At 56.0% G+C, this 26,223-nt stretch carries 22 protein-coding genes, 2 tRNA genes and 3 pseudogenes; 12 read left to right on the top strand and 15 right to left on the bottom strand.

Annotation, left to right across the window (positions count from 1 at the left end):
• Positions 1-56: 56 nt before the first annotated feature.
• The 3 genes from R8G34_00220 to R8G34_00230 all read right to left on the bottom strand — a co-directional run bounded on the left by R8G34_00220 (position 57) and on the right by R8G34_00230 (position 2,567).
• The gene (locus R8G34_00220; GenBank protein ID MDW3221311.1) at positions 57-1,241 is read right to left on the bottom strand and encodes a tyrosine-type recombinase/integrase; all 1,185 of its coding nucleotides are present in this window, start codon (positions 1,239-1,241) and stop codon (positions 57-59) included.
• Positions 1,242-1,500: 259 nt separating this feature from the next.
• Positions 1,501-1,575 (bottom strand) — tRNA-Asn (locus R8G34_00225).
• Positions 1,576-1,655: 80 nt separating this feature from the next.
• On the bottom strand, positions 1,656-2,567 hold the full coding sequence (locus R8G34_00230; GenBank protein MDW3221312.1) for an MBL fold metallo-hydrolase: 912 nt from the start codon (positions 2,565-2,567) through the stop codon (positions 1,656-1,658).
• 41 nt (positions 2,568-2,608) lie between these two features.
• Between R8G34_00230 and R8G34_00235 the strand changes: the two genes are divergently transcribed.
• Positions 2,609-3,934 (top strand): ATP-binding protein, encoded by a 1,326-nt coding sequence (locus R8G34_00235; GenBank protein MDW3221313.1) that lies wholly within the window; start codon positions 2,609-2,611, stop codon positions 3,932-3,934.
• Between the two features lie 191 nt (positions 3,935-4,125).
• Here the strand turns inward: R8G34_00235 and R8G34_00240 are convergent, their stop codons facing one another.
• Positions 4,126-4,878 (bottom strand): hypothetical protein, encoded by a 753-nt coding sequence (locus R8G34_00240; GenBank protein ID MDW3221314.1) that lies wholly within the window; start codon positions 4,876-4,878, stop codon positions 4,126-4,128.
• 355 nt (positions 4,879-5,233) lie between these two features.
• Between R8G34_00240 and R8G34_00245 the strand changes: the two are divergent.
• Positions 5,234-6,358 (top strand): annotated as a pseudogene (locus tag R8G34_00245) (IS3 family transposase).
• 23 nt (positions 6,359-6,381) lie between these two features.
• Here R8G34_00245 and R8G34_00250 read toward each other — a convergent pair.
• The 3 genes and pseudogenes from R8G34_00250 to R8G34_00260 all read right to left on the bottom strand — a co-directional run bounded on the left by R8G34_00250 (position 6,382) and on the right by R8G34_00260 (position 8,474).
• Positions 6,382-6,603 (bottom strand): annotated as a pseudogene (locus tag R8G34_00250) (transposase zinc-binding domain-containing protein).
• A gap of 84 nt (positions 6,604-6,687) precedes the next feature.
• Positions 6,688-7,519, bottom strand: a pseudogene (locus tag R8G34_00255) (tyrosine-type recombinase/integrase).
• 878 nt (positions 7,520-8,397) lie between these two features.
• Positions 8,398-8,474, bottom strand: a tRNA-Ile gene (locus tag R8G34_00260).
• A gap of 129 nt (positions 8,475-8,603) precedes the next feature.
• Between R8G34_00260 and purM the strand changes: the two genes are divergently transcribed.
• The 3 genes from purM (at position 8,604) to rnd (ending at position 11,492) form a co-directional block, all read left to right on the top strand.
• A complete protein-coding gene (purM, locus tag R8G34_00265; GenBank protein MDW3221315.1) occupies positions 8,604-9,650 on the top strand; it encodes a phosphoribosylformylglycinamidine cyclo-ligase in 1,047 nt (348 codons plus the stop codon).
• Positions 9,647-10,240, top strand: coding sequence for a phosphoribosylglycinamide formyltransferase (gene purN, locus R8G34_00270; GenBank protein ID MDW3221316.1), 594 nt, complete (start codon positions 9,647-9,649; stop codon positions 10,238-10,240). Before purM ends, purN begins: the two co-directional genes overlap by 4 nt.
• Before the next feature lie 91 nt (positions 10,241-10,331).
• Positions 10,332-11,492 (top strand): ribonuclease D, encoded by a 1,161-nt coding sequence (gene rnd, locus R8G34_00275; GenBank protein MDW3221317.1) that lies wholly within the window; start codon positions 10,332-10,334, stop codon positions 11,490-11,492.
• Positions 11,493-11,513: 21 nt separating this feature from the next.
• Here the strand turns inward: rnd and R8G34_00280 are convergent, their stop codons facing one another.
• Positions 11,514-12,020: a hypothetical protein gene (locus R8G34_00280; protein MDW3221318.1), complete on the bottom strand. Its 507-nt coding sequence runs from the start codon at positions 12,018-12,020 to the stop codon at positions 11,514-11,516.
• A 123-nt stretch (positions 12,021-12,143) separates the two neighbouring features.
• On the opposite strand from R8G34_00280, the gene R8G34_00285 reads away from it, so the two are divergent.
• Entirely contained in the window at positions 12,144-12,551 is a 408-nt protein-coding gene (locus R8G34_00285; protein ID MDW3221319.1) for a SufE family protein, read from the top strand.
• Between the two features lie 81 nt (positions 12,552-12,632).
• Here the strand turns inward: R8G34_00285 and R8G34_00290 are convergent, their stop codons facing one another.
• From R8G34_00290 to R8G34_00305, 4 genes are all read right to left on the bottom strand, one after another.
• Positions 12,633-13,271 (bottom strand): DUF1638 domain-containing protein, encoded by a 639-nt coding sequence (locus R8G34_00290; protein ID MDW3221320.1) that lies wholly within the window; start codon positions 13,269-13,271, stop codon positions 12,633-12,635.
• 67 nt (positions 13,272-13,338) lie between these two features.
• The gene (locus R8G34_00295) at positions 13,339-14,037 is read right to left on the bottom strand and encodes a B12-binding domain-containing protein (GenBank protein ID MDW3221321.1); all 699 of its coding nucleotides are present in this window, start codon (positions 14,035-14,037) and stop codon (positions 13,339-13,341) included.
• 213 nt (positions 14,038-14,250) lie between these two features.
• Positions 14,251-17,400: an efflux RND transporter permease subunit gene (locus R8G34_00300; GenBank protein MDW3221322.1), complete on the bottom strand. Its 3,150-nt coding sequence runs from the start codon at positions 17,398-17,400 to the stop codon at positions 14,251-14,253.
• Complete coding sequence (locus tag R8G34_00305) at positions 17,400-18,557, bottom strand: efflux RND transporter periplasmic adaptor subunit (GenBank protein MDW3221323.1); 1,158 nt, start codon at positions 18,555-18,557, stop codon at positions 17,400-17,402. Before R8G34_00305 ends, R8G34_00300 begins: the two co-directional genes overlap by 1 nt.
• A gap of 80 nt (positions 18,558-18,637) precedes the next feature.
• Here R8G34_00305 and R8G34_00310 point away from each other — a divergent pair, with 80 nt between their 5' ends.
• A complete protein-coding gene (locus R8G34_00310; protein MDW3221324.1) occupies positions 18,638-19,267 on the top strand; it encodes a TetR/AcrR family transcriptional regulator in 630 nt (209 codons plus the stop codon).
• A 5-nt stretch (positions 19,268-19,272) separates the two neighbouring features.
• Here R8G34_00310 and bmt read toward each other — a convergent pair whose 3' ends face one another.
• The gene (bmt, locus tag R8G34_00315; protein MDW3221325.1) at positions 19,273-20,295 is read right to left on the bottom strand and encodes a betaine--homocysteine S-methyltransferase; all 1,023 of its coding nucleotides are present in this window, start codon (positions 20,293-20,295) and stop codon (positions 19,273-19,275) included.
• Positions 20,296-20,451: 156 nt separating this feature from the next.
• Positions 20,452-20,766 carry a DUF1476 domain-containing protein gene (locus R8G34_00320; protein ID MDW3221326.1) on the bottom strand — a complete coding sequence of 105 codons (315 nt, stop codon included), beginning with the start codon at positions 20,764-20,766 and terminating at the stop codon, positions 20,452-20,454.
• 156 nt (positions 20,767-20,922) lie between these two features.
• Here R8G34_00320 and R8G34_00325 point away from each other — a divergent pair, with 156 nt between their 5' ends.
• The 5 genes from R8G34_00325 to R8G34_00345 are packed head-to-tail and all read left to right on the top strand — an operon-like array spanning position 20,923 to position 25,772.
• The gene (locus R8G34_00325; GenBank protein ID MDW3221327.1) at positions 20,923-21,684 is read left to right on the top strand and encodes a phosphoribosylaminoimidazolesuccinocarboxamide synthase; all 762 of its coding nucleotides are present in this window, start codon (positions 20,923-20,925) and stop codon (positions 21,682-21,684) included.
• A 53-nt stretch (positions 21,685-21,737) separates the two neighbouring features.
• Positions 21,738-21,968, top strand: a complete 231-nt coding sequence (purS, locus tag R8G34_00330) for a phosphoribosylformylglycinamidine synthase subunit PurS (GenBank protein ID MDW3221328.1) — start codon at positions 21,738-21,740, stop codon at positions 21,966-21,968.
• Positions 21,968-22,636, top strand: coding sequence for a phosphoribosylformylglycinamidine synthase subunit PurQ (purQ, locus tag R8G34_00335; protein MDW3221329.1), 669 nt, complete (start codon positions 21,968-21,970; stop codon positions 22,634-22,636). Before purS ends, purQ begins: the two co-directional genes overlap by 1 nt.
• Positions 22,637-22,673: 37 nt before the next feature.
• Positions 22,674-24,434 (top strand): ATP-binding protein, encoded by a 1,761-nt coding sequence (locus R8G34_00340; GenBank protein MDW3221330.1) that lies wholly within the window; start codon positions 22,674-22,676, stop codon positions 24,432-24,434.
• 3 nt (positions 24,435-24,437) lie between these two features.
• On the top strand, positions 24,438-25,772 hold the full coding sequence (locus R8G34_00345) for a sigma-54 dependent transcriptional regulator (GenBank protein ID MDW3221331.1): 1,335 nt from the start codon (positions 24,438-24,440) through the stop codon (positions 25,770-25,772).
• A gap of 132 nt (positions 25,773-25,904) precedes the next feature.
• Here the strand turns inward: R8G34_00345 and R8G34_00350 are convergent, their stop codons facing one another.
• A complete protein-coding gene (locus R8G34_00350) occupies positions 25,905-26,222 on the bottom strand; it encodes a hypothetical protein (protein MDW3221332.1) in 318 nt (105 codons plus the stop codon).
• Between the last annotated feature and the right edge of the window lies 1 nt (position 26,223).

Raw genomic sequence — 26,223 nt, forward strand, 5'->3', positions numbered from 1 at the left:
AAGGAATTGGCAGGATAGACCAAGTGACGCTCGTAAAAGGCCTCTCTAAGCTGCTGTTATAGCCCAGCCTTTTCAGCCCAGCCTGCGAACTCTCTTAGTCTTGCCTCACGACCCCCGTAGGTGTTCTCAGCGATCTCTTGCATGGCATGTCCGGTGTAGCCTCGACGCACACTTTCAGGGGCACCCACATCGCGCATTTTATCGCTGACCCAATGGCGCAGACCATATGCCACGAGATCGGTATTATCGCCTCTGAACTTCTTCACATGGTTCATGATGGCAGCAGAGAGATTGGTATTCCCTGTCTCATGGACGTAGCGAGGCAGAATGGCGTCATATCCTTCAGACAACCTCAATAGCTCCCGCATGGCAGCCTGAGCGCGGTTGGTAAGGGGCACCTGACGGACACTAGTCTTGGTCTTACGATTTTTCTTAGCAGCATTGGGGCGGATGAAGACGTGAGGGACCGGGTCATCTAGCTTCACGTTATCTCTGAGCATGGATGCGAACTCACTCACAAGGGCGCCTGTCGAGACACTTAGCGCCCACACGTGCCGAAGCACAGGGTTCTTGGCCTCTTCCTGTCGGCTCTTCGTCATAGCATCCACGATCTCATCGGGGAGGGAAGGTCGCTTGTCCATCTTCGCCTGGTCCGGTTCAGGCCACGGGAGACCTGAGAAGACATCGTTGCTGAACATTTCATCCGTATTCTTGCGAACTTGGTTTAGAACAGACACCACAATGTTGGTCTCACCCTGCATGCTCTCGCCATCCTTAGGTTCTCCATCACGTTTCCTGTAGTTGATGTAGGAGTCGCGATACTGTCTGCGATGGGAGGTCTTGCTGAGGCTCTGTAGGGGCAGCTTATCTATGTCCCCCAAGGCCTCACGCAAACGTCTTTTCACACGCTTCAGGTCGTTCTGCCTTTTATTGCTGGCCTTCACGATCTCCATGTCATGCCAATACATCTTGAAGGCGTCACCGAGGGTCATCTCAGGGAGCGGTGCGCTGGGGTAGGCCAGGGCCTTCTTGAGGAGGGGGTCTGGTTCTTCGGGGAGGGATTGAGCAGTTAACTCGCCGATCTCTGCCTCTGTTGCGTCTTCTAGACCAGAGACCCCTGCCTTGAGGCCTGCTGCTGTGAATAGCGCCTCATGCCACTTATCTTGACTGGTCCTATTATCGCTTCCAGCGCGACCCATGTCTCGACGTGCCTGACGGACTAGCCTGTCGAACTCTTTCATGATGGCTTCGTATTCACGAGCGAAAGGGACACCCTGTCTATTACGTATGTGCACCTGCATTGGAGGCCATCGGGTGAACTCTCGCACATCCTTAGGAAACCTCCGTCTGAACCGAAGCACGCCGTTGGCCAATCTATCTACGTGCTGGATTTTACCCTTTACTACCATCTCCGTGTCTCCAAAGTGTGCTGTGAGGTGCGCTTTGGAGAGCACCTAAACGCCTTTATATCAAGGAAATAAAGGGTTTACGTAGAGGAAATGGCTCCGGCGGTAGGGATCGAACCTACGACCAATTGATTAACAGTCAACTGCTCTACCGCTGAGCTACGCCGGAACGGTTGAGGCGATATAGCAGCGGTGATTTGTGTCGTCTAGAGGGATTAGCCGCAAAATGAAAAATTCCCGCCGCTTACGTCACTTCAACGAAAAAACTGAATTTTGCGCCAGTGGCCTGTCGAATTGCACTGCATTTTTCTTGTGCAGATCTATCAAATGCGCGAGCACGTTTCTTGCGGCCGCGTCGTGTAGCTCATGAGGGACTTCGGTGTAAATCTCACGCGCAAGATCACGTGCATTTGCCGGCTTGGCGCGCAGCGCGGAAAGGATCGCGGTTTCGCGGCTTTTTCGATGGTTGATCAGCCAGTTGAGACGGCCTTTAGGGTCTGAGATAACATCCCCATGACCTGGGAAAAAGCTATCCCACTGGCGTTCTCCAAGGCGCTCGCAAGACGTCATAAAATCGCTGAGGTCGCCGTCTGGCGGTGAGACTAATGAGCTGGCCCATCCCATGACGTGATCAGCCGTAAAACAGCACTCTCCCCACGCCAGACAGATGTGATTGCCGATGTGACCCGGCGTATGCAGCACTTCTAACTGCCAATCCTTGGTGCGGATCATATCGCCGTCAGCCACTGTTCGGTCGGGCGCAAAATCAATATCCACCCCTTCACCGCCCCCAGTCACACCGCTTGCGGCAAGCGCTTTCATGATCTTAGAACGGCCTGCTTCGGCGCTGCCAAATGCGTAGATCTCGGCGCCACAGGCGTCTTGCAACGGGCGCGCCAAAGGGGCGTGATCCAGATGTGAATGCGTGACAACGATATGCGTAATACGCTGGTTTGGTGTCACGGCATTCAGGATCGCCGCAAGATGGGACGCGTTATCAGGTCCGGGGTCTATGACGGCGATCTCCGTATCGCCCAGCAAATAAGTATTGGTGCCCCGGTACGTCATCGCAGAGGGATTTGGCGCGACGATCCGGCGTAATCCCGGTCGGAGCGTTTCCGCTCTGCCAATGGGTGGGTCAAAGTCGTCTGGCATTGTCATTGACCCTTTCTAATGGTCCGAGGCCTCGATAAGTTTAGCCCATGTTTTTCGCATGGCTCAAACAATATATGCCGCGTAGCCTTTACGCCCGGGCTGTTTTGATTTTGTTGCTGCCGGTTGTGTTTTTACAACTTGTGGTGACGGTTCTGTTTCTGACGCGTCACTTTGAAGACGTCACACAACAGATGACGGACACGGTGGCGCGCGAACTGCGTCTGGTGCTGTCAATCGTCGATCAGGCGTCAGACGGTGGTTCCGTGAGCAGCACAGTCATACAGGAAGCGTCACAACTAGCCATGACCGTCGTTCTCGTGCCGCAAGCCGATGTCCCCGCACAAGACATGCGGTCCTGGTATGATTTTTCCGGACGGGTCATCGTCAAGCGGTTGCCGCGTGACATTCCACAACTCATGCGTATTGATCTGACGGATGATCGCAGAGTTCACACTTATGCGAACACCCGGTTTGGAGTTGTCAAAATCAGTTTTGATCGTCGCCGGATCTCTGCGTCGAACCCGCACCAACTGTTCGTAAACATGTTGTTTTTTGGGGGGTTGATCACAGTTATCGCGATCCTGTACCTGCGCAATCAACTGCGCCCGATTAAACGGTTGGCGCATGCCGCCGAAGCCTTTGGGCGTGGTCGCCACGAATCCTATTCACCTGCTGGTGCCATGGAGGTTCGCGCAGCAGGCAACGCGTTTCTGGACATGCGCAATCGGATTGAGCGCCAGATTGAGCAACGCACATTGATGTTGTCGGGCGTCAGCCATGATTTGCGTACACCGCTGACGCGAATGCGTTTGAGCCTTTCGATGCTGGAAGATGAAGAGCGGCTCTTGCTGGAACAGGACGTTGACGACATGCAGGCAATGCTGGATGCGTTCCTGAACTTTGTCAAAACGGCCGGGGAGGGCGAGGCGGAGGCGATTGACCCGCACGAACTTGTTTCCAGCATTGTTGACGATGCCTGCCGGGCCGGACGAGATGTAACGCTGATGGCGTCTGAGGGGGATGGCACGGGCACGATCAAGCTGAATAAATTGGCGATCCGGCGCGCGTTGGACAATTTGATATCCAACGCTGTGCGCTATGGCGCAATGGCTGAAGTATCGGTTCTCTTCACGGATAAGACACTGCGTATTCGCGTTGAAGACGATGGCCCGGGCATTCCCGAAAATCGCAGATCAGAGGCCACGCGTCCTTTCACCCGCCTTGATCCATCTCGCAATCAGGACAAGGGCGGCGGTGTTGGGCTAGGACTTGCCATTGCAACCGACATTGCCCGCGCGCATGGGGGTGTCCTGCGCCTCAGCAGTTCGGATCGATTGGGTGGCTTGCGGGCGGACATTGTGATTGCACGGTAGGTTATTGCACGGTAGGTGCGGTTGCACCTTTTGAACGACGCATGTTATTCTGAATGGAATAGCCTTGGGAATACTACCAAAGGGTGCACGGAGGCCAACAAGCCATCCGATTTACTGCATGACCGGTATGTGGCGTATTACCTGGATCTAATGTAGATAGTCAGCTGAGATCGGGACACAGGCATTCACTTCTATTGAAAGGGTACGATCCGGCCACTTCGGCGAATGAACACCATCGAATTTCGACCATTCTTTTCAACAATTTCTTGTACTGTCCCTGCAAAAAATTCTGCTATGTCTTTTCTACTCGGGAAACTGTCATACGAATCAAGAAAAAAACCTTCGGACCGGTGGGGAAACGGAACGTTTCTCAAATCAAGATTTTTTTCTGTCCAGCGACGAACCCACCAAGTCCATAAGTCAGCAGCTTGAAGTGGAAGGAAAAGGCGATCATTTTCAAACCGTGGATCAGCAGCAATCAAACCATCATCACCCAATTGGGTTTCTTTTCTCATGAAATCCCAAGCGTCTAAAACAATTTTTTTGTCCGTTCGTTCATCAAAAATAAAACTGATTGGCTGATTTGGGGGAAACACTAAGGGCATGTTTTTGGCGTGGATGTAGGCGCCGTTCAAAAGGTTTCGACACGCAAAAAAATATGGGTTTCCCCAATCGGACTCGGCAAAATTTGGGCGCTCCCATCCTCCTACAAGGACATCATCCATCGCGTTATGTAGGTCGGATATCCTAAAGCGAAATGACACTGCAGCATCGATGTGCTCTTCAATTGCCCGCCAAAAAGGTTGCATTCTCTCAATTCCACCAGGGCTGGTCATTTCCGACATCTTGAAATGACGTTCCCCGTTGGCGTCAATCGCGCCCCAAGGAAGAAGCTCCTCCCAATCCTCTGAAAACTTTTCCCAATTTCCTGCTGTAGCAACCAAGCCAGAGAGCGAAAAAAACCCCCATCTTTCCAGCTTTCGTCAACATAAATTTCTATTGTCAAAATGCGTCTCCGGAAGACTATGCTCGACCTGCTGCCATCTGTCTCAAACTATCTGATGACGGACAGGTAGACTCTTTCTCGGATAGCAGGTCGTTGACAAGCACCTCAAATTCTTTGTCATTCAAATTGTCGAAACTATACTCTGGCACAACAATACCTTTAAGTGTTCTTTATCTACAGTTTTGCAATTTATAACTTAATCATAGTTTCAGGAAGCTTTACCGCGGGATGATCTTATAGTCCTGCCCCACTGAAGTGTTCGGCCCCTATGGTTAGGAATCGGAGGGTCAAAGATGGGAATCGAGCGACACAAGCCGGAAGAGATTGTCAGTAAGTTGCGGCAGGTTGAGGTGCTGTGCGGCCAAGGGATGGCGCGCGTAGACGCCATCCGACGTGCAGATCACAGAACAGACCTTCTATCGCTAGCCTAAGCAGTATGGTGGGATGGGAACCGACCAACTGAAAGAGCTAAAGCGGCTTCAGAAGGAGAATGATCGGCTGCGGCGAGCGGTATCGGACCTGACGCTGGACAAGCTGGTCCTGTCGTAGGCCGCACGGGGAAACGACTGAGCTCTTCACGTCGCCGTGCCTGCATTGACCATGTGCGGAGTCAGCTCCACATCTCGGAGCGTCGTGCTTGTCGTGTCCTGGGGCAGCCTCGCTCCACACAGAGGCGGGTGCCCGTTGGCCGCGCCGATGAAGATCGTCTGGTGTCTGACATGATCGAGCTGACGCGCCAATATGGTCGATACGGGTACCGCCGGATCGCGGTTCTGTTGAGAGATGCTGGCTGGCAGATCAACGACAAGCGGGTCGAACGCCTGTGGCGATGTGAAGGGCTCAAAGTGCCCCTGAAACAGCCAAAGAAAGCAGGGCTCTGGCTGAAGGATGGTTCCTGTGTTCGGCTGAGGCCTGAATACCGCAACCATGTCTGGAGCTATGACTTCGTTCATCATCGGACCGATGATGGGAAAGCGTTCCGGACGCTCAACATCCTGGATGAACACAGACGGGAGTGCCTCGCGATCCGAGTGAAGAGGAGGCTGAACTCGACCGAGGGTATCGACGCGCTGACCGACTTGTTCATTCTGCGCGGTGTCCCTGCCTACATCCGGTCAGACAACGGCCCAGAGTTCATCGCTCAGGCCGTTCGAGAATGAATCTCAGCAGTCCGTGCCAAGACCGCCTACATCGGGTCCGGCTCGCCCTGGGAGAACCGGTATTGTGAAAGCTTCAATGCAAGGCTTCGGGATGAACTGCTGAACGGAGAGGTCTTCTACTCGCTAAGGGAGGCGCAAATCCTGATCGAACAATGGAGGAAACACTACAACACCAAACGACAACATAGGGCCCCAGGCTACCGCCCACCGGCTCCGGAAACCATCATCCCGATGAAACCCAGGCCAATCATGCACTAACATTAAAGTGCACCACTCAAGTGGCGCTGATCAATCCAATCTCGCGCTGTTGGTGCCTGACACTTCGGGCAATGCCGGTTCTTGCAGCCGTTGTAGGCGATGTGCTGATGGTTGCACTTGATGCAAGCCGCCACATGCCCGCCGAGTGCTGCCGTGCGGCAGGCCTCAATCGCCGACATGACGCGGAGTTGGCTCAGGTTCAAATGTCCAGCATTGGCCTGCCGATAGGCAGATCCGCGAGCCATGAATATCTCAGTAACCTCCAGCTTCGGGCGCAACAACGCCCGTGCCTGTTATTCCGACCTTCGGTCTCGAAGTTGGGCCAGCAGTTAGTAAGGACTGTCGGTGTTGCGGATCAGTTTAGTGGCGACATGTGTATATTGCGCTGTAGTGCTCAGCTTCGCATGCCCCAGCAGAACCTGAATGGCGCGGACATCTGTTCCGGCTTCCAACAGATGCGTCGCAAAGCTGTGGCGCAAGGAGTTCAGCGTGCTCCTCGGTTTCTTGATCCCGGCAAGATGTTTGGCCGCGCTAGAGGCGCGATGCAATTGCCGCGGTGACAACGAGTTGATCCTCGGTTTGCCGGGGAACAACCACCCGTCGGGACGAGCCTCCCGCCAATAGTCGCGCAGAAATTCCAGAAGACCTGGCGACAACATCACCTTGCGGTCCTTGCTACCCTTGCCGCGTTCGACATGAATGAGTATCCGGTCGCTGTCGATATCGGTGACCTTCAGGTTGCAGACTTCAGATGCGCGGCGCCCAGTGCCATAAGAAATACTGAGTGCCGCTCGATACTTCAGCCCGGGTCCCGGTGCGACCCGGAGTATCTCGAACACCTCATCAGCACTTAAGACCACGGGCAGCTTGCGCGGCTCAGTCCGAAAGTGCAGGCATTCCTTCAACTCAGGCCGTTTGCACGTCGTCTCGAAAAAGAACCGCAGCCCAACAAGCCGCACGTTGTAGGTCGACGGGGTAGCGTTCGCGTTGACCATCTGCAGCTGATGGGCGCGCTGGTCTTCCTGTATCGCGCTGTCCGGTGATCTCCCAAGGAACTTGGTAAAGCATCGAACAGCACTTACGTGCGCTTTCCCCAAGCCCCTTGATCCGCATATCTTCGATCATCCGCGCACGCAGCGGGCTTGTCTTCTCCTGTGTCATAGGAGCCTCCGGTCCGATTAAGAAAGCTCAATCGTCGGGCAGGTCTGCCAAACCTCGAAACGGTTGGATCAATGCTCAACACCCGTCAAGTGCGTCAATGCCGCGCGAGCGGCTTCGTCCTCGTTCCGCTGGCCCGCCACACACCCCTCTGATCGAATGTTGGCTCAGGGCTGAGTTCGTGCTTTCGAGTTCAATAAATGGGAGGGTAGATCCATGCATGAACTACCTCGGTCAATCCCTGAATCCGTCCGCCGCGAGTGGGAAGAGCTTGAAAGACGACGTGATGGTGCTTGGCATGCCGATTAGTGGACTGCTGTGGTCAATTGGGCAGAGAAGCATGGAGCGTCGCTCACAGCCGTCCCGGGGGACGTTAAATCGTTTGGAAACGGCGACGGAATAGAAAAGGCTTAAATTGCCCGAGAATTAGGTTGGCGTCGCGATCAAGTTAAACACCAAACGGCAGCACAGAATAAGATCAAAGCTACCGCGAAAATAACTGCTAGTGAGAGAGAATTAAATCCATTTGAATTTTGGATTTTGGGATCTGGTCGTACTTGGCCGGTCCATCCCTCGTAGTCACAGTGGCGGCAAGATGGCTCACCTTCCATCGGCGTGCCGCACAATTTGCAATTTGGGCTAGGGTGGAATGGTTTGCCCAATTGGGCAATTTCGGACAAAAATTTTAGTGCCGTAACCTACTAACCCTTCAATGGTTGCGTGATGGGGCGAGTGTTGAAAATCTGCAGCGCACATGGGGATTCGAAGCCGGAAGTGTGAAATTTGTGTGACACAATTCCCGTAAGCTATTGAAATCGCATGCGCCGCTCTTACGGAGCGTGTGACACAGGTTCGCTGATTTCATTGACAAATAGCGGTTTTGGTAGGCCCGGCAGGACTTGAACCCGCAACCAAAGCGTTATGAGCGCTCTGCTCTAACCAGTTGAGCTACAGGCCCGCCACAAATGCGTGCCTAAGCCGCGCAGATGCCCGCGTCAAGAGGCGGATGGCGCAATGGCGGGCGTTGCATGCGCGGCACGAATGCTCTAACCCGCCAGCAGGAAATCTGTTGCGCGGGGACCGGAGTATGACGCTGCCGAAAAATGGGATCACTTACGCGGATGCCGGGGTGGATATTGATGCGGGCAACGCGCTTGTCGACCGGATAAAACCGGCGGCAAAACGGACCAATCGCAGTGGTGTGATGGCGGGGCTAGGCGGATTCGGGGCTCTCTTTGATCTTAAAGATGCCGGATACATTGACCCCGTTCTTGTGGCAGCGACAGACGGTGTGGGAACAAAGCTGCGTATCGCAATTGATACCGGGAATGTCGACGAGGTCGGCATTGATCTTGTCGCCATGTGCGTCAACGATCTGGTTTGCCAAGGCGCGGAGCCTTTGTTTTTTCTCGACTATTTCGCAACTGGCGCGCTGGAAACCGATCAGGCGGCGCGCATCATTGAAGGCATCGCTTTGGGATGTGAACGGGCAGGGTGCGCGTTGATTGGGGGCGAGACGGCGGAGATGCCGGGCATGTACCCGGCTGGCGACTTTGATCTGGCCGGTTTTTCTGTGGGTGCAATGGAACGCGGTCAGGATCTTCCGGCGGGTGTGGCAGTGGGCGATGTTCTTTTGGGACTGGCCTCAGATGGCATCCACTCAAATGGTTACAGTCTGGTGCGCAAGCTGGTGGAATTATCCGGGCTGCAGTGGGGCGATGACTGCCCATGGTCAGACCAGTCGCTGGGTGCGGAATTGCTGACGCCGACTCGTCTTTATGTCAAACCGGCGCTGGCCGCGGTCCGTGCAGGCGGTGTACACGCGCTGGCCCATATTACCGGGGGAGGTCTGACCGAAAACCTGCCGCGTGTTTTGCCGGACGATTTGGGGGTAGAAATCGACTTGGAAACCTGGGTATTGCCCGAAGTCTTTTCATGGATGGTGCGCACAGGCGGCATGGTTGAGGCAGAATTGCTGAAGACGTTCAACTGTGGACTGGGCATGATCCTCGTGGTCGCGCCAGAACAGGCGGATGCGGTTACCGCTTTGTTGGCAGATCACGGCGAAGATGTAACCCGCATCGGTGCCGTCACAGAAACCCCCGGCGTGCGGTACAAGGGTGCTCTTTTGTGAGCAAACGCGTCGCAATCTTCATTTCCGGCGGCGGTTCCAACATGCTCAAGCTGCTGGAGAGCATGACAGATGATCACCCTGCGCGGGCCTGCGTGGTTTTGTCCAACGACCCCAGGGCCAAAGGGTTGGAGAGCGCAGAGGCGCGCGGCGTGCCTACAGAGGTCGTGCGGCATCAACCTTTTGGCGGCGACCGGGTCGCATTTGAGCATGCGATCACCGGTGCGATTGCGCATCATGCGCCGGATTTCATTTGCCTGGCTGGATTTATGCGCAAGCTGACGGCCAGCTTTGTAGATCCATGGCGGGGGAAGATGCTCAACATTCATCCCTCGCTTCTGCCAAAATACAGAGGCCTGAATACCCACGCGCGCGCACTTGAGGCAGGTGACACAGTTCATGGCTGCACCGTTCATGAGGTCACGCCGCAGCTGGATGACGGTCCGATTTTGGGTCAATCCGAGGTGCCGGTTCTGCCCGACGACACGCCCGAGGTTCTGGCCGCACGAGTCCTGACACAGGAACATCTGCTCTATCCTGCGGTTCTGCGCCGTTTTGCGGCCGGTGATCGCCGCCCAATCCTTTTGCGTTAAGGCTTTGTTGAGGGTTCTGGTCAAAGGTCTGGGGCTCGTGTAACACTTTTGTGGCTGGGTATAATTACCAACTGAAAAAAGAAACGCCCCGATGAAAACACTCACCACGACCGAGGAACTGGCTGCTTTTTGTACAGAAGCGGCGGGTCACGACTATGTGACGCTCGATACTGAGTTTCTGCGTGAACGGACCTATTATTCCAAGCTTTGCCTGATCCAGATGGCCATGCCGGGATCCGATGACAGCACCGCAGTTCTGGTTGATCCGCTGTCGGGCAATATGTCTCTTGAACCGCTCTATGAGCTGTTCCGAGACACATCGGTCGTGAAAGTGTTTCATGCAGCGCGTCAGGATCTGGAAATCTTTTACGTGGACGCGCAAGTCTTTCCCGAACCGCTGTTTGACACCCAGGTCGCGGCAATGGTCTGCGGTTTTGGCGAACAGGTCGGGTATGAAACGCTGGTGCGCCGGATTACAAAGCAACCGCTGGATAAAACCTCGCGGTTCACCGATTGGTCCCGGCGTCCTTTGACAGACGCGCAAAAGACTTATGCCTTGGCAGATGTGACACATCTGCGCGATATTTATGAATATCTGGCAAAACAATTGGCCAAGAGCGAACGCGCGCGCTGGGTGAGTGAGGAACTCACGGTTCTGACCAGTCCTGACACCTATGTCGTGACCCCTCAGGAAGCATGGCGCAGAGTCAAAACCCGCACGAATTCACCAAAATTCCTGGCTGTTGTGCGCGAATTGGCAGCATTCCGGGAGCGCTTCGCGCAGGATCGCAACATACCGCGCAACCGCGTTTTCAAGGATGATGCCCTGGTGGAACTTGCGTCAAACAAACCGAAGAACAACGAAGAACTGGGTCGAGCACGCCTCTTGTTGCGCGAAGCGCGACGTGGCGATATTGCCGAGGGCATTCTGAAGGCTGTCGCCGCCGGAGTTGCGTGTCCGCCTGATCAGATGCCCAAACCGGATCGATCGCGCGACAAACTACAGGTCAACCCGGCGCTCGCGGATCTCTTGCGCGTGCTGCTGAAAGCAAAGACCGAAAGTGCAGGGGTCGCGGCCAAACTCATCGCGCCCACGTCGGAACTTGATGCGATCGCTGCTGGATTGCGAGACGTGCCGGCTCTTTCGGGCTGGCGCAAAGAGGTATTCGGCGCAGATGCACTTAGGCTTTGTGATGGGAAAATTGCGTTGACAGCAGATGGTTCAGACGTACGCATTGTTGCTTTGGACTAGGATCGCCAGCGCGCAACTGGTTTAACGGCGGGCTTGCACCGCGTTGTTCTTGGCCTCTACCCGGATCGTGCGTGTGCCTTGAAGTTTTTGATTGGTGACTTTGCGCGCCGCTACGACTTCGCGGGACGCGGGCGGGCCGCTTCCTGCACTCGGCCCTTGCAGCCCTTGCAGGCGATAGGTCAACACACCATCCACTGCCTGTTCATCGTCGTTGTCAGGCGTCAATTGCACAGCATAAAAACCCTGCCGCGCAGCAACGCCGGTGGCGCGAATGATGATACCGTCCGGAACGCGCTCCACCACAAGGCTGCTCACGGTATCCAGTGGCTGGCCAATAAACACAACTTCCTCGTTGTTGGATCGAAACAACCCGGAACGATCCGGGATCAACGGATTGGTGTTTTCACTTGATGCTGCGACAGGTGCCGCACTGCGACTGCCGCCGAACCAATTGAAGGGATTGGCTTTGGTCGCACAGCCCGAAACAGCAAGGGTCGAGATCAAAAGAGCGTAAACTGATGTGCGCATGAAGCCTGCCGTTTGTTTTTATCAGTTGTGAACTATCGCATCTTGATCGTGTTGAAAAGCATGAAGGTTACTGGACCTTCTTGCGCGCAGGCCCTACCTGACAGAAAGAAAAAGAGGACAAACATGGCGCAGACAGCATTTGAGGAACTGGTCGAAGACTTCGAGTTTTTGGAGGATTGGGAAGATCGTTATCGCCTCGTGATTGAGGAAGGCAAAGCCATGGCACCCCTGGAAGATGCGCTCAAAGTTCCCGCAACAAAAGTGGACGGATGCGCCAGTCAGGTTTGGCTGCATGCAACGATCACGAAAGGTATTCTGCATTTTGACGGGGAGAGTGATGCAATGATTGTTAACGGTCTGATTGCGGTGCTGCGGAAGCTCTATAACGGTCTCTCGGTTAAAGATGTGTTGGATGTTGATGCCCGCGAGGCGATGGGCCGCTTGGGATTGAACGATCACCTATCTGCGCAACGATCAAATGGGTTGCGGGCTATGATCGAACGTATCCGCATGGTTGCTGCCGCAGCCTGATCCAATTGCGGCGTCAAAGACGCCACGCGATTGTTCAGATTTCCTTGCGGAAATTGCCGAGAGCGCACGTAATCCGTTGCGTCATAGTTTTTTGAGTGCGGCGGCCAGATCGCCATAGCCTGTGAAGCGGCGCTCAAAGGACAACCCTAGAAACGCGGCGCAGTCCTTGGCTTTTTGCGTCAGTTCGGGATCATCGGTCTGCGCCTGATAAACAAGCTTTTCATAGTTTGCGAAATACATATCGCGCAGCTCCGGGTGGCGATCGAGCCCCATGGGTTTGACAACAAAGGCATCAAATTGGCGCACCAGGAAGTCGGTCAGATAAAAGGCAGTGATTTCGCTTTCACTATGGGCGCTGAACCGTTCATTACCTTCAAAAAAGGAATAGCAATGGGGACCTGCGATCATTTCCACGCCCATTTCCTTGCAGGCTTTCTGCAAAAGCCCGCCCGTGCCGCAATCTGCATAGACAATGAAGATCTGGTCATATTGGCGTTGATGTTTAGCGACAGCATCACGCACGCCTTGTGTGATTTTCTCGGGGTAGAGATGGTAGTTGGCCGGCAGGCAAACCAGATCGAGATGCGTCCAGCCATTTGCGGCCTTGAGATCCAGGATTTCGCGGGCGAGCGCGCCACAGGCAATCAACAGGACCTTGCCGTTCTTATGTTCAAGTGGCAGGCCAGTTTCCGTCAATTTGGTATCGTTCAGGTCCTGCATTCACGCCTTTCACAAAAACGGCCCGTGCCGATCTCCCGACACAGGCCGCAAATCCGGTGTTGGGGTCTCAGGCGGATTTTTGGTTGTGTTTGCGACCAACCCATTCCTTTGCAGTTTCCACCGCAACGGCGGCATCACGACAATAAGCATCTGCGCCAATGGCTTTGCCGAACTCTTCGTTCAGAGGGGCACCACCGACTAGGACAATGTAGTCATCGCGGATACCCTGTTCGACCATCGTGTCGATCACGACTTTCATATAAGGCATCGTTGTGGTCAGGAGGGCGGACATGCCCAGAATATCGGGGCCTTCTTTTTCCATCGCTTCGAGATAAGCTTCCACCGCATTGTTAATGCCAAGATCGACGACCTCAAAACCGGCACCTTCCATCATCATGCCAACCAGGTTTTTGCCGATGTCGTGGATGTCACCCTTGACTGTGCCAATGACCATCTTGCCGACGCGCGGCGCACCGGTTTCAGCCAAAAGTGGTTTAAGGATGCTCATGCCGCCTTTCATTGCGTTGGCGGCCAGTAATACCTCGGGTACGAACAAAATGCCGTCGCGGAAATCAGCGCCGACAATGGTCATGCCACCGACCAGCGCCTTGGTCAGAATGTCGTAAGGTTCCCAGCCGCGTTCCAACAGAATGTTGACGGCTTCCATGATTTCTTCTTTGAGACCGTCGTAAAGGTCATCAAACATCTGCTGGACAAGTTCTTCGTCGTCCAACTCTGAAAGGATGATTTCGTCTTCGTCTGACATTGGCTTTCCTTTATTGCCGTACCAGAAAGCGGGGCACGGTCTCCGATCCCTTGTGACAGAACGACACCACCTGACTTTTCAAATTGCGACACGCAGATAACGATGTGCGACGCTGTGACGCTATTTTGGCGGTGCGTATAAGTCACCGTACAACCTGGAGTATTGGCTTGTACGGGTGAGGCCGGTTTGTAGCGAAAATTGGTTTAAGGCTTGTTACTCAGCGGCCTGCACAAGGTTCAAGGGCGCGGGCCTTGTGGAAACACTGGCGGAATTTGCCATCTTTGCTTTGCTTTTGCCCGCATAAATCAAGGCGAACATTGGCGGTGTGAAATAAAATGAAACGACCGTCGACAGCAAAACGCCACCCGCGACGGACATTGCGAATGGCGGCCAGAACCCACCGCCCGCCAGGATAAGAGGTAAAAATCCTCCAAAGGTTGTGATGGTGGTGCTGATGATGTGGCGGCTGGAGCCCATCAGGACATTCACCATTGCTTCGCGGTCGCCATTGCGGGCATCCGGGTCATCCCGCAGGCCGGTCATGATGATGATCGCGGCGTTGATTGACACACCAATGGAGCCGATGACGCCGATGATGGCATTAATGCCAAAGGGGTATTGGAAAATAGCCAAGGCCAGAATGCTCAGCCCGGCAGACAGGACGCTGACGATCAGGGCAATGGCCGACAGACGGAAGGAATTGAACGTCATAACGATCGCGGCGATGGACAGGGTGACGATCAAACCGAGTGATGCCAGCAAATTGCCCAGCGTTTCGGCACGCGCATCGCTGTCGCCGCCAATCTCTAGGCGGTACCCTGCGGGCAGGGTGAAGCCAGCGGCGTCCAGTGCAGTACGGACCTGGGCGAGCGCCTCTTCGGGCAACACGTCTCGCAGGATGAAGGCCTGAATGGTGTTGACCCTTTCGGCATTGCGCCGGGTGATGATGGGCTCGCTGGGAGACAGGGAGATTCCAGCAATCGCCGACATGGGAACCCCGGGGAAAAGTCCGCGCGCCGATTGTTCGGCGGCATCCGGGGGCAGGAGAATCATATCTGCAATGGCCGTCAGATCGCCGCGCGTTGCGTCCCCGAACCGTACGCGCACGGGTAACTCTTCGGGTCCCTCCAGCAGGGAGCCGCCCGTGACGCCCTCGAGCCCTGCTTCGAGTTGGCGCGAAACGGCAGCGAGTTCCAGGCCCAGTTGCCGGGCTTTGGCTTCATTTACGTCAATGCTCACTTCAGGCGCGCCCGTTGTGACCGTGCCACGTGTCAGCGTGACAGCATCCACGTCCGAGATGATGCGGCGCATCTGTGCCCCGGTGTCGCGCAAAGTTGCCAGATCGGGTCCCACCAGACGCAATTCGACCGGTGCGTCGACGGGAGGGCCTTGTACCAGGCCGCGCACCAGAACCTGCGCCTCGGGGGCGGCGGCACCGATTTCGCGTTCAAGCCGGGCAATCAGAATTTCGGTGGCCTCAGGGGAATGGGTGGTAACGAGCGCCTGCGCGAAACGTGCAGCATTGTCGCGCGCGCTGACCATATTGTAATAAAACGCGGGCGCGGATCTGCCAATGACCCAGGATACCTGTTTCGTCTCAGGCGCGGCACGCAACAGGTCATCCAGCCGATCCACCACTTGCGTGGTTTGTCCGATGGCCGCACCGGGCCGCAGATCGACCTCAATGTGAAATTGATCACGGTCCACGCCAGGAAAGAACTGTGCCGTCAAGAGCGGCATGGACATGAAGCCCACGATCGGCAAGACCAGCGACAGGGCAACGGAGCGCACCGGGTTGCGCACCGCCCAGCGAAGTGTTGCGGCGAACCCATCCGAAAGGCTGCGGATCTTGAGACCATTGGCAAAGGTGCTGGTGTTGCCAGCGGCGGGCATTGCCCAGCCGGCAATAGCGGGCGTGACGGTAATGGCGATCACGAAAGACCATAGCAACATGGTCACCACGGCGATGGCGATGGAGCCAACGAAATCACCGGCAGGGCCGGGCAGCAAGATCATCGGCGTAAAGGACAGGGCGGTGGTGACAGTGGAAGCAAAAAGCGGGGCCGCGAGCCTGCGCACAGAACTCTTTACGGCCGCAATCCTGGTCTGACCCTTGCTGATGCGCTGTCCGACCTCATCCGTCATGACGATTCCGGCATCCACCAGCAAGCCAAGAGCCACAATCAAACCAGTCACGGACATCTGGTGAATGGCGAGGCCGATCACATTCATTGTGGCCAGCGTCGCCAGCGAAACCAGCGGCAAAATGAGCGCGACAATCAAGGCGGCGCGCACCCCCATGGTGATCAGTAACACCCCAACCACAAGAGCGACACCAATGGCCATGTTGCCGCCGACCTCGGTGAGCCGTTCAGCCGTGTATCGGCTTTGATCAAAAATCAGCTCGGCTGTGATGCTGCTTGGGACGTCGTTCTGAAAGCCTGCAAGAGACGTTTTTACACGTTCCATCCAGACATCGACCTGCAAACCGTCTTCCAGTTTGGCAGCCACCAGAACGGCAGGCGCGCCATTGTGCAAGGCTGCCTCAGAGAGGGGCAGGCGCGGGCCTCTGGTGATATCGGCGATGTCGCCAATGCGTGTGACCTGACCGTCCGGTCCTTCGCGCACGATCATTTCACGCACCCGCTCCAGAGCAGTGATGTCGCCTGCCACGTCGATGATCAACTCATTGGCAAAGCTGCGTACGCGCCCTGCCTGACCCTTACTGTCGCCACGCGCAATGACGCTCGACACATCATCCGCCGTAAGCCCCAAGGCCGCGGCCTTCATCGGATCAAGCGTGACGAGCACTTCTTCTTCGGGAGCACCAAAGGTTTCGACCTGTTTGGTGCCAGACAGGCTGCGGATGTCATCGGCAAGGCTCTCGCCAAACCGCCCCATGATCGTCAGCGGGACCTCTGCGTGAGTGGCTGACAAGGCCATGATCGCACCGAAGGTTCCCGCACCGTCTGACGAAAAATCCGGTGTCTGCACCCCTTGGGGAAAATTCGCCTCCGCATCGCCTAAAGCATCGCGAATTTCCGACCAGACCTGCTCGATACGGTCATCCGCCAATGTGTCGAGGAGATCGACCTGCACGATGGACACGCCCGTGGCCGAGGTTGAATTGATTTCATCCACCTCGGGAATTTCGCGCAGGGCGTCTTCGATTTCAGCCGTAACCAGTGTTTCAACACGCGCGGGGTCTGCACCGGGATAGGCGGTGGTGATATTGGCAAAGAGATTGGTAATCGTCGGGTCTTCCTGCCGCCCGATCGCAAGCAAGGACGACAACCCAGCCGCTATGATGACCAGAAGAACAAGAGCAACTATACGCGGTTGGCGAAACGTCAGCGTTTCCATCAGCTTGTCTCATCCAGAATGCGTATACTCTGACCCTTGACGACCCGGTGCGGACCATCGGTGATATAACGTGTGCCTTCAACAAAAGTGCCGCGCACATAGGCCCGCTCGCCATCCGAAAACAACACTTCTACGGCCTCGTTCTGCACGGTCGCAGGGGTACTGTCCTTGACTGTCATCAAGCGCCACAAACCTCGCGGGGCATCCTGGAGTGCTCCGAGTGGCACCCAGGCGCCGCGTTCCACCACATGTTGTTTCATCACAAGCATGCCAGTGTCTCGCAGCGGCGGAAGGTCATCCCCGGCGATATTGAACAGTACAGTGCGCGTTCGGGTCGCGCTATCCAGTTCTGGCAGGATCGAATCGAATGCCAGCTCAAATGCGTCTCCGTCAAAAATGACCTGGAATTCGGTTTGCTCTGACAGCGCGGTGACCATGCCCGGGGTCAGCCCGACGCGAAATTGCTGCCCATCGGTTTCAACAAGGGACAGTATCGCCTGTCCCGCGCCTACTGCGCCACCTGTATCCACCAGACGTGTCGACACCGTGGCCTCAAAAGGCGCACGCAGTTCAGATTTTTCCAATTGCAATGTGATGGATACAAGGCTCGCGTCTATTTCCGCGATGCGGGCTTCGAGTTCGGTAAGGCGCAACGCGACATTGTCCACGGCTTGCTTTGAAGCAAAGCCGCGGTCCTTGAGTTCGGTTTGTCTCTCAGTTGTGCGCCGGGCAAGTTCCGCCTGAGCTTCAAGTGCGCGCCGGACCGCTGTCAGCCGGGTGTGTTCAGCGCTGATCAGGCGGGTATCCAGACGCGCAATCAGGGCTCCGGCTGCAAGAGTGTCGCCTTCATCTACCGCCAGCAGGGCAAGCGTTCCGCCCTGTTCAAAGGCCATGGTAGTCCGCTGCGCCGCCTCGATCTGGCCCGGGAACCGGCGCGTGACCTTGTATCCGTTCTCGAGTCTCAACTGGGCGGTTGCAACCTGCATCGGGAGCGTCTCTTGCGGCGCAATTACTTCTGCGGCGCGCTGAGCAAGCCCGCTTTGGGCCGTGATGATCAGCCCGACGGCAAGCCCGACCACCAAAAGGGTGCAGACGAGCGTCACGCCTTGTCGTAAGATGCGACGCCAAAGGGGTTTGGTCGGAACGATAGTCGACATTGCCTGAGCCTCACTTGTGAAGTAAGTGTCACTTACATATGTTACAGGCTATAACTTAATCAAGCGCAAAGGAGCGTTTTTTGTCTGATAATTCGCCCGCCGTTCAGGATCGGCGCACCACATACCATCACGGCGATTTGCGCGGGCACCTTCTGAGCGTGGTCCGTGATTTGGTGGAACTACATGGTCCTGAAGGGTTTTCTGTCGCAGAAGCCGCGCGTCGCGCAGGGGTCAGCACGGCGGCTCCGTATAAACACTTCAAAGATCGCAACGATCTGTTGAATGCGCTGGTGTCTGACGCGATGGACCGCTTAGCGCTCCAAATGGCGCAGGAACGGGATCGTCATCCAAAGGAGTCGATCGAGGCAGTGGCGGGAATCGGCAAAGCCTATATTGATTTTGCCAAAACGGAACCGGGCATCTTCCGTCTGATGTTTGGGTTGACGGAAGGGCAGGAAGAAGACGATGGCCTGCAGGAAAAAGGCGAGGCCTGTTTTGAGATCGTGGTCAGGGCCTGCGCGGGGTATTTGGGGGCAGAAGCTGCCCCAGAAGCGGCCGCGCGGTCCGCCTACATCCTGTGGACCAGCGTGCATGGCCACGCCTTTTTGAGCATCGACAATAAGAACAAGACTGAGGCCAAGGCTCTGGAAGATTGGGATTTCCTGATGACGGTTGCGCGCGCGATCCTTGCAGAGACCGCGGCGTCCTGATGGTTTTATCCAGCGGCGCGACGACGGCGTGATGTGCGCCGGGCAGGGGCCTCATTGTCGCCCGTACCATCGGTTGCTGAAGAAAACGCGCCCAGACGGTCCACTATTTCTTCAAGGGCTGGCGGGTGATCCATGCTGCGCGTATCCAATGCCTCACGCATGTGGCGCAGGTGTTTGGGCATTGTGCCGCAGCATCCTCCGATGATCCTGGCACCACAGGCGCGTGCCATCACCGCATAATCCGCCATCAATTCGGGCGTACCGTCATAGTGAATGTGGCCGTCGACGTATTTTGGAATCCCGGCATTGCCTTTTGCAATGATAGGACGCTCCGGCCCTTGGGCGGAAAATCCCAGAATGGTACGCAACAGATCGGACGCGCCCGTGCCGCAATTTGCCCCAAAGGCCAACGGAGCATGCACCTCCAGATCATCTACCATTTTCACCATGTCCGCACTGGTCAGGCCCATCATCGTGCGACCCGCCGTATCAAAGCTCATCGTGCCAACCCAGTCGAGCCCGGCAAGGGTGAACCCTTCGGCAGCGGCGCGGTATTCTTCGGGAGCAGAAATCGTTTCCAACCATCCGATGTCCGCGCCGCCTGATTTAAGGCCATCTGCGGCTTCATGAAACATTTCAACGGCCAGCGCGTGGCTCAACGTGCCAACAGGCTCCATGATATCGCCAGTTGGTCCAACGGACCCCGCAACGATGACTTTGCGACCGGCGGTGTCTGCTACGTCGCGACCGATTTCGGCGGAAACGCGCGCGAGTTCATGGGTCCGCTTTTCTGCATTGTGGAGTTTGAGCCGGGACGCATTAGCACCAAAGGAGTTGGTCAGGAAAACATCGCTTCCAGCATCAACCGCACCCCGATAAAGCGTCTTGATCTTGCCGGGTTGTTCCGTGTTCCACATTTCTGGCGCGTCACCGGACATCAGCCCCATGTTGAACAGGTTGGTGCCCGTGGCGCCATCGGCCAGCAAAGTGCCTTTTTCCTGCAGTAGATTTATCATGGGATTGGTCATTTGGGGCCTCGCGAAACATCAGGCCCTGCTGTGGCACGCGCAGCGCCTCATAGCAAACTCATTTCATTCATTTTGGTTATGAGTTTGCTAATGAGTGCATTGGTTGGCTGGGTCTTGATTGTCACCCGACGCCGAAGCGCCGGGACTGGCGCTGTTTTAGACCTCGTTCATGAGTTGCGCTTTGGCTTCGACCATCATCTCCGCCATTTTGGCGCGAATGGTAGCCTCATCCGCTTTTGCGCCGAGATCTCCGGACACTTTGCGATAGACATCCTCGTCGCCCGCTTCTTCGAAATCGGATTTAATAACTTCTTTGGCATATTCAGCGGCGTCATCTCCGGATTTTCCCAGTAATTCAGCAGCCCAGAGACCAAGCAGCTTGTTGCGCCGTGCTTCCGCTCGAAATTGCATGTCCGCATCATGGGCATACTTGTTCTCAAATGCATTTTCGCGGTCGTCGAATGTCGTCATCGGCCTGTCTCCTCATCAACATATAGGGCTGATAAACGATATGCGGGTTCAGATGGGTTTGCGCAAGAGCCGCTGGCTTGCAGCGGTCCAGACCTTGCACTAAGAGGGACCTGTATTCAGCCGCAAAACCTGTGGCATGTTCGCGAAAGGACGCCCATGGCCCGGCGCAAGAAAATTTACGAAGGCAAAGCAAAAATCCTCTATGAAGGCCCCGAGCCCGGTACAATCGTGCAGTATTTCAAGGATGATGCGACCGCGTTCAACGCCGAAAAGAAGGCCGTGATTGAGGGCAAGGGCGTGTTGAATAACCGCCTTTCAGAATTTTTCATGACCGGATTGGGCCAGATTGGTGTGCCCAATCATTTCATCAAACGTCTGAACATGCGCGAACAACTGGTGCGTCAGGTTGAGATCATTCCGCTGGAAATCATCGTTCGCAATTATGCTGCGGGCACGATGTCGACCCGGTTGGGCATAGAGGAAGGCACGCAATTGCCGCGCCCGATTGTAGAATATTGCTACAAAGATGACGCCCTGGGGGATCCATTGGTCACCGAAGAGCACATCGCCGCCTTTGGCTGGGCCAGCCAGCAGGACATGGAAGACATCCTGAGCCTTGCGCTGCGGGTCAATGATTTCCTGTCGGGCGTGATGATGGCCGTGGGCATTCGCCTCGTTGATTTCAAAATTGAAGTCGGTCGGATTTATGACGGGGATTTCCAGCGCCTTATCCTAGCGGATGAAATCAGCCCGGACAGTTGCCGGCTCTGGGACATCGAGACCGGCCAAAAGCTGGACAAGGATGTATTCCGCCGCGATCTGGGCGATCTCAAAGACGCCTATACTGAGGTGGCGCGGCGACTTGGAGTGATGCCCAAGAACGCGGCACCCGTTATCAAACCGACGCTGATCAACTGATCGTACCGTCATATTTGCCAATTGAACCGGATCACACGGGAGTTGAGATCACCATGAAAGCGCGAGTGCATGTGATGTTGAAAAACGGTGTTTTGGACCCGCAGGGTGAGGCTGTGCGCCACGCGCTGGGTGCTTTGGGCTTTGAAGGCGTCAACGGCGTGCGTCAGGGCAAAGTCATCGAGTTGGACCTCGCGGAAGGTGCAAGTGAAGCCGATGTAACGGCCATGTGCGAAAAACTACTGGCCAATACAGTGATCGAATCCTATTCGGTGGAGATCACATAATGCACGCGGCGGTTGTTGTCTTTCCCGGATCCAACTGTGATCGTGACCTTGCGGTCGCTTTTGAGGCGGCAGGAGCCAAGGTCAGCCTCGTGTGGCACAAAGACAGCGCATTACCTGCTGGTGTGGATATCATCGGTATTCCCGGCGGGTTTTCCTTTGGGGACTATCTGAGGTGTGGGGCAATTGCCGCGAATTCGCCAATTTGCCGATCCGTGGCCGACCATGCTAACCGCGGCGGTTACGTAATCGGGGTCTGCAACGGCTTTCAGGTGTTGACGGAAACCGGGTTGCTACCGGGCGCTCTGTTGCGCAATGCTGGCTTGAAGTATATCTGTCAAACTGTTGGTTTGAAAACGGAAACATCCGATTCAATATACACGCAAGGGTATAATGCAGGCGATGTGATCAACATTCCCATTGCGCATCATGATGGCAATTATTTTGCCGATGAAGAAACCATTGCACGGCTGCAAGGCGAGGACCGCGTTGCCTTCACCTATACCGACAATCCGAACGGAGCACGGGCGGATATTGCGGGGATTCTGTCGGAAAACCGCCGTATCCTAGGTATGATGCCGCACCCGGAGCGGGCGGCGGATGTTGGCCATGGAGGCACCGATGGGCAAGCGCTCTTCCGCGCATTGGCGAATGCGCTCGTCACGGCGTGACTTGAGCCGGGGTTGCGCTTTAGCGTAGTCTTTTCGCATGGAAAGCACCGTGGATCCAGACCACCAGACCCAGGCGGTCAATTGGCGCGCGCGCATCGCGCTCGGGATTGTGCTGGCTTTGGCTGTCGTGGTGGTTTCTGTAACCAACAAGCTTTTGACGGATCGCTTCACAGAAAGCACTCGAAACCGCGCTGAATTGCGACTGGCGCTTTACAGCGGGAACCTTCTATCGGAGCTGCGCCAGAACGCGATCGTGCCACAACTTCTGGCCCGTGACCCGGAATTGATCGGCGCTCTGAATTCGGCAGATTATACCGCATCCACACGTCGCTTGATCTCCTTTGTGGATGAAATCGGCGCGGCATCTTTGATGTTGCTGGACATTGATGGCCGCACGGTGGCCGCCACGGATCGCAACCGCCTCGGGTCCCCAAATGGCACGGAAGCCTATTTTGTTGATGCCATTCGGTCCAATGCAACGGTTTTCACCGTGGCAGAAACAGAAGCGGGAGGCTATCGGTTCATGTATTCCCGGCGCGTCCAGTCAGGATCCGACGTCTTGGGCGTGATCACGGTTGAGGTCGATCTGCAGAAATTCGGGCGCGCCTGGGCGGGCATCTCGGATGCCGTGATTGTGACGGATAGCACCGGCAATATCATCCTGACGACGGAACCACGCTGGCGCGGGCGCACCGAAGAAGACGCACTGGCCCGCCAAACACCCAAGAACGCCATACAGCGGGCTATTCAGGCCACCGCCGACTGGACCGCGTTGCCGCCCGATGCGTATTTGCAGGGCGAAGCGGTCATGCGGCTGGAGACACGAATTCCATTTCGCGGCTGGCGCATGGCATCCTTTACAACCTACGCGTCTGTTCGCGAAAGGGTGAACGGCGTGCTTGCGCTGGAAATCATGGGATTCGCGATCCTGCTGGCACTGAGTTTCTACGCGCTCAGCCGCCGGAACGCCCTGCGCATGGCGCTGTTTCAGCGAGAATCAGCCGAACTGCGCGCCCTGAACGTGGCGTTGCAGCGGGAAATCGCTGAGCGGAAACGGGTTCAGGAAACGCTTGCTGTAGCTGAACAAACACTTGAGCAATCCAGTAAACTGGCCGCTCTCGGTGAAATGTCCGCGGCCGTCAGCCATGAACTGAACCAACCCTTGGCGGCGATGAAAACCTACCTCGCGGGCGCACGGCTGTTGCTGCGACGCAACCGGCAGGAAGAGGCGCTGTCCTCCTTTGGACGTATTGATGATCTGATCGAACGCATGGGCGGCATTACGCGCCAGCTGAAATCCTATGCGCGCAAGGGCCAGGAAGCGTTTTCGCCAGTAGACATGGGCAATGCGCTGGCTTCAGCGCTGTCCATGATGGAGCCGCAACTGCGCCAGCGACATGTGCAGATCTCTCGTATTATCCCGGATGCACCCGTTGAGGTGATGGGGGATCGCTTGCGCATTGAGCAGGTGATGGTGAACCTCTTGCGCAACGCTTTGGATGCCACCAAGTCAGAGCGGAACCCGACGGTCGAAATCATACTGTCGGCCGGCGAAACAGCGACGCTGACGGTGCGAGACAACGGCCCCGGCATTGAGGACCTCGATCAGTTGTTTGAACCTTTCTACACCACGAAGCAGCCCGGCGATGGCGTCGGTCTGGGCCTTGCCATCTCCTCCGGGATCGTTAACGACCTCGGCGGAAGGCTCACTGCCCGCAATGGGCAGGCTGGCGGGGCAGTATTTGAAATGCAATTGCCGATTTTAGACGGCAAGCAAAACACACAAGCGGCGGAGTAATCCATGACACAAGCAATGAAAATCGCGATCGTTGACGACGAACAGGATATGCGGCAATCGATCAGCCAATGGCTGGCCCTGTCAGGCTATGACACCGAAACTTTTGGCAGTGCGGAGGATGCGCTCAAAGTACTGGGCCCGGAATACCCCGGTATCGTGATTTCTGACATCAAAATGCCCGGTATGGACGGGATGCAATTTCTCAAAAAATTGATGGGAAATGACAGCGCCTTGCCGGTCATCATGATCACTGGCCATGGCGATGTGCCCATGGCTGTGGAGGCCATGCGGGTTGGCGCGTTTGATTTCCTTGAAAAGCCCTTCAACCCGGACCGTATGAATGAATTGGCGAAAAAAGCCACTGGTGCGCGGCGTCTGGTGATGGACAACCGCGCGCTGCGCCGCGAGTTGAGCGACGGTGGTCAGTTGATGAAGAAACTCATCGGTCAAAGCCCGGTGATGGAACGCCTGCGTGAAGACATCCTTGATCTGGGGCAGGCGGATGGCCACGTGTTGATCGACGGTGAAACCGGAACGGGCAAGACACTGGTGGCACATGCGCTGCATGCTGTCGGATCGCGTGCCGGCAAGAAATTCGTTCTGATCAGCTGTGGCGCATATGAGGAAGAGGAGCTGAGCAAGCGCTTGTTTGGTCCGATGCAGCCCGAAGATGCGCAGTTGCCTGCCATAGAGGAGGCGCGCGGCGGCACTTTGGTGCTGGAAGACATCGAAGCGCTTAGCGAAACCTTGCAGGCACGGCTGCTGAGCGTGATCAACGAGCAAGGCTCTCCTGCTGAAACGCGCATCGTGGCGATCTCGAACCTTCAGGAAGCGGGTCGCACATCCGAAGACGCTTTGCGCGCTGACCTGTTCTATCGCCTGGCGGCTCTACGGATCACGGTTCCTCCGTTGCGGCAACGCGGCGAAGACATCCTGACGCTCTTTACCCGTCTCAGTGAGCAGTTCTCGGATGAATACGGGTGTGATGCACCACAGGTCTCTGCACAGGAGGCGGCGCAGCTATTGCAAGCGCCATGGCCCGGCAACGTGCGACAATTGATCAATGTGGCTGAACGTGCGGTGCTGCAATCGCGCCGGGGATCGGGCACAATTGCGTCGCTCTTGATGAACGATCACGAGGATATGCAGCCCGTCATGACCACTGAAGGCAAACCGCTGAAAGAATATGTCGAAGCTTTTGAGCGAATGTTGATCGACAACACAATGCGCCGTCACCGGGGGTCAATCGCATCTGTGATGGATGAATTATGCCTGCCACGCCGCACGTTAAACGAGAAAATGGCAAAATACGGTTTGCAGCGGTCGGATTATCTCTGATCGCGTTGATCCGGGCGCTTTTGTTGAAAAATCTCGTGAAACCGGGGGTATAGGCGCGAATTATGTCTCGAATGTCACATTGCCCATTGTGTTTCTGGACGCTCTCGCATTAATTAGAAGGAAGGAGGCGCGTCACAGGATGATGCACCCCCTCCTGACGAAATTCGCTGTCTTGGGCGCGGTGTGGGACGTATCACGCCACCAGGGCAGGCCGATTGGGCCGGAAACGGCCAACGAACCGCTGATGTGACACAAGGCGACGCGCCCCAAAACACTCAGTATATAATGGATACGAGGCCGCAATCGCGTGCCCGTGTCGGAGAAGAAACGCGATGACGCGCGCCGATGCAGTGAGCAGATACCCCATGGCCCCTCCGGGCCGGGCCAGCCGTGCGTCTCAGATCGCCCTGACAAGACATATTCCGCATCTGACTGATCCTCCGGGGTCATC

Source organism: Paracoccaceae bacterium (assembly GCA_033344815.1).
Classification (GTDB): Bacteria; Pseudomonadota; Alphaproteobacteria; order Rhodobacterales; family Rhodobacteraceae; genus Roseobacter.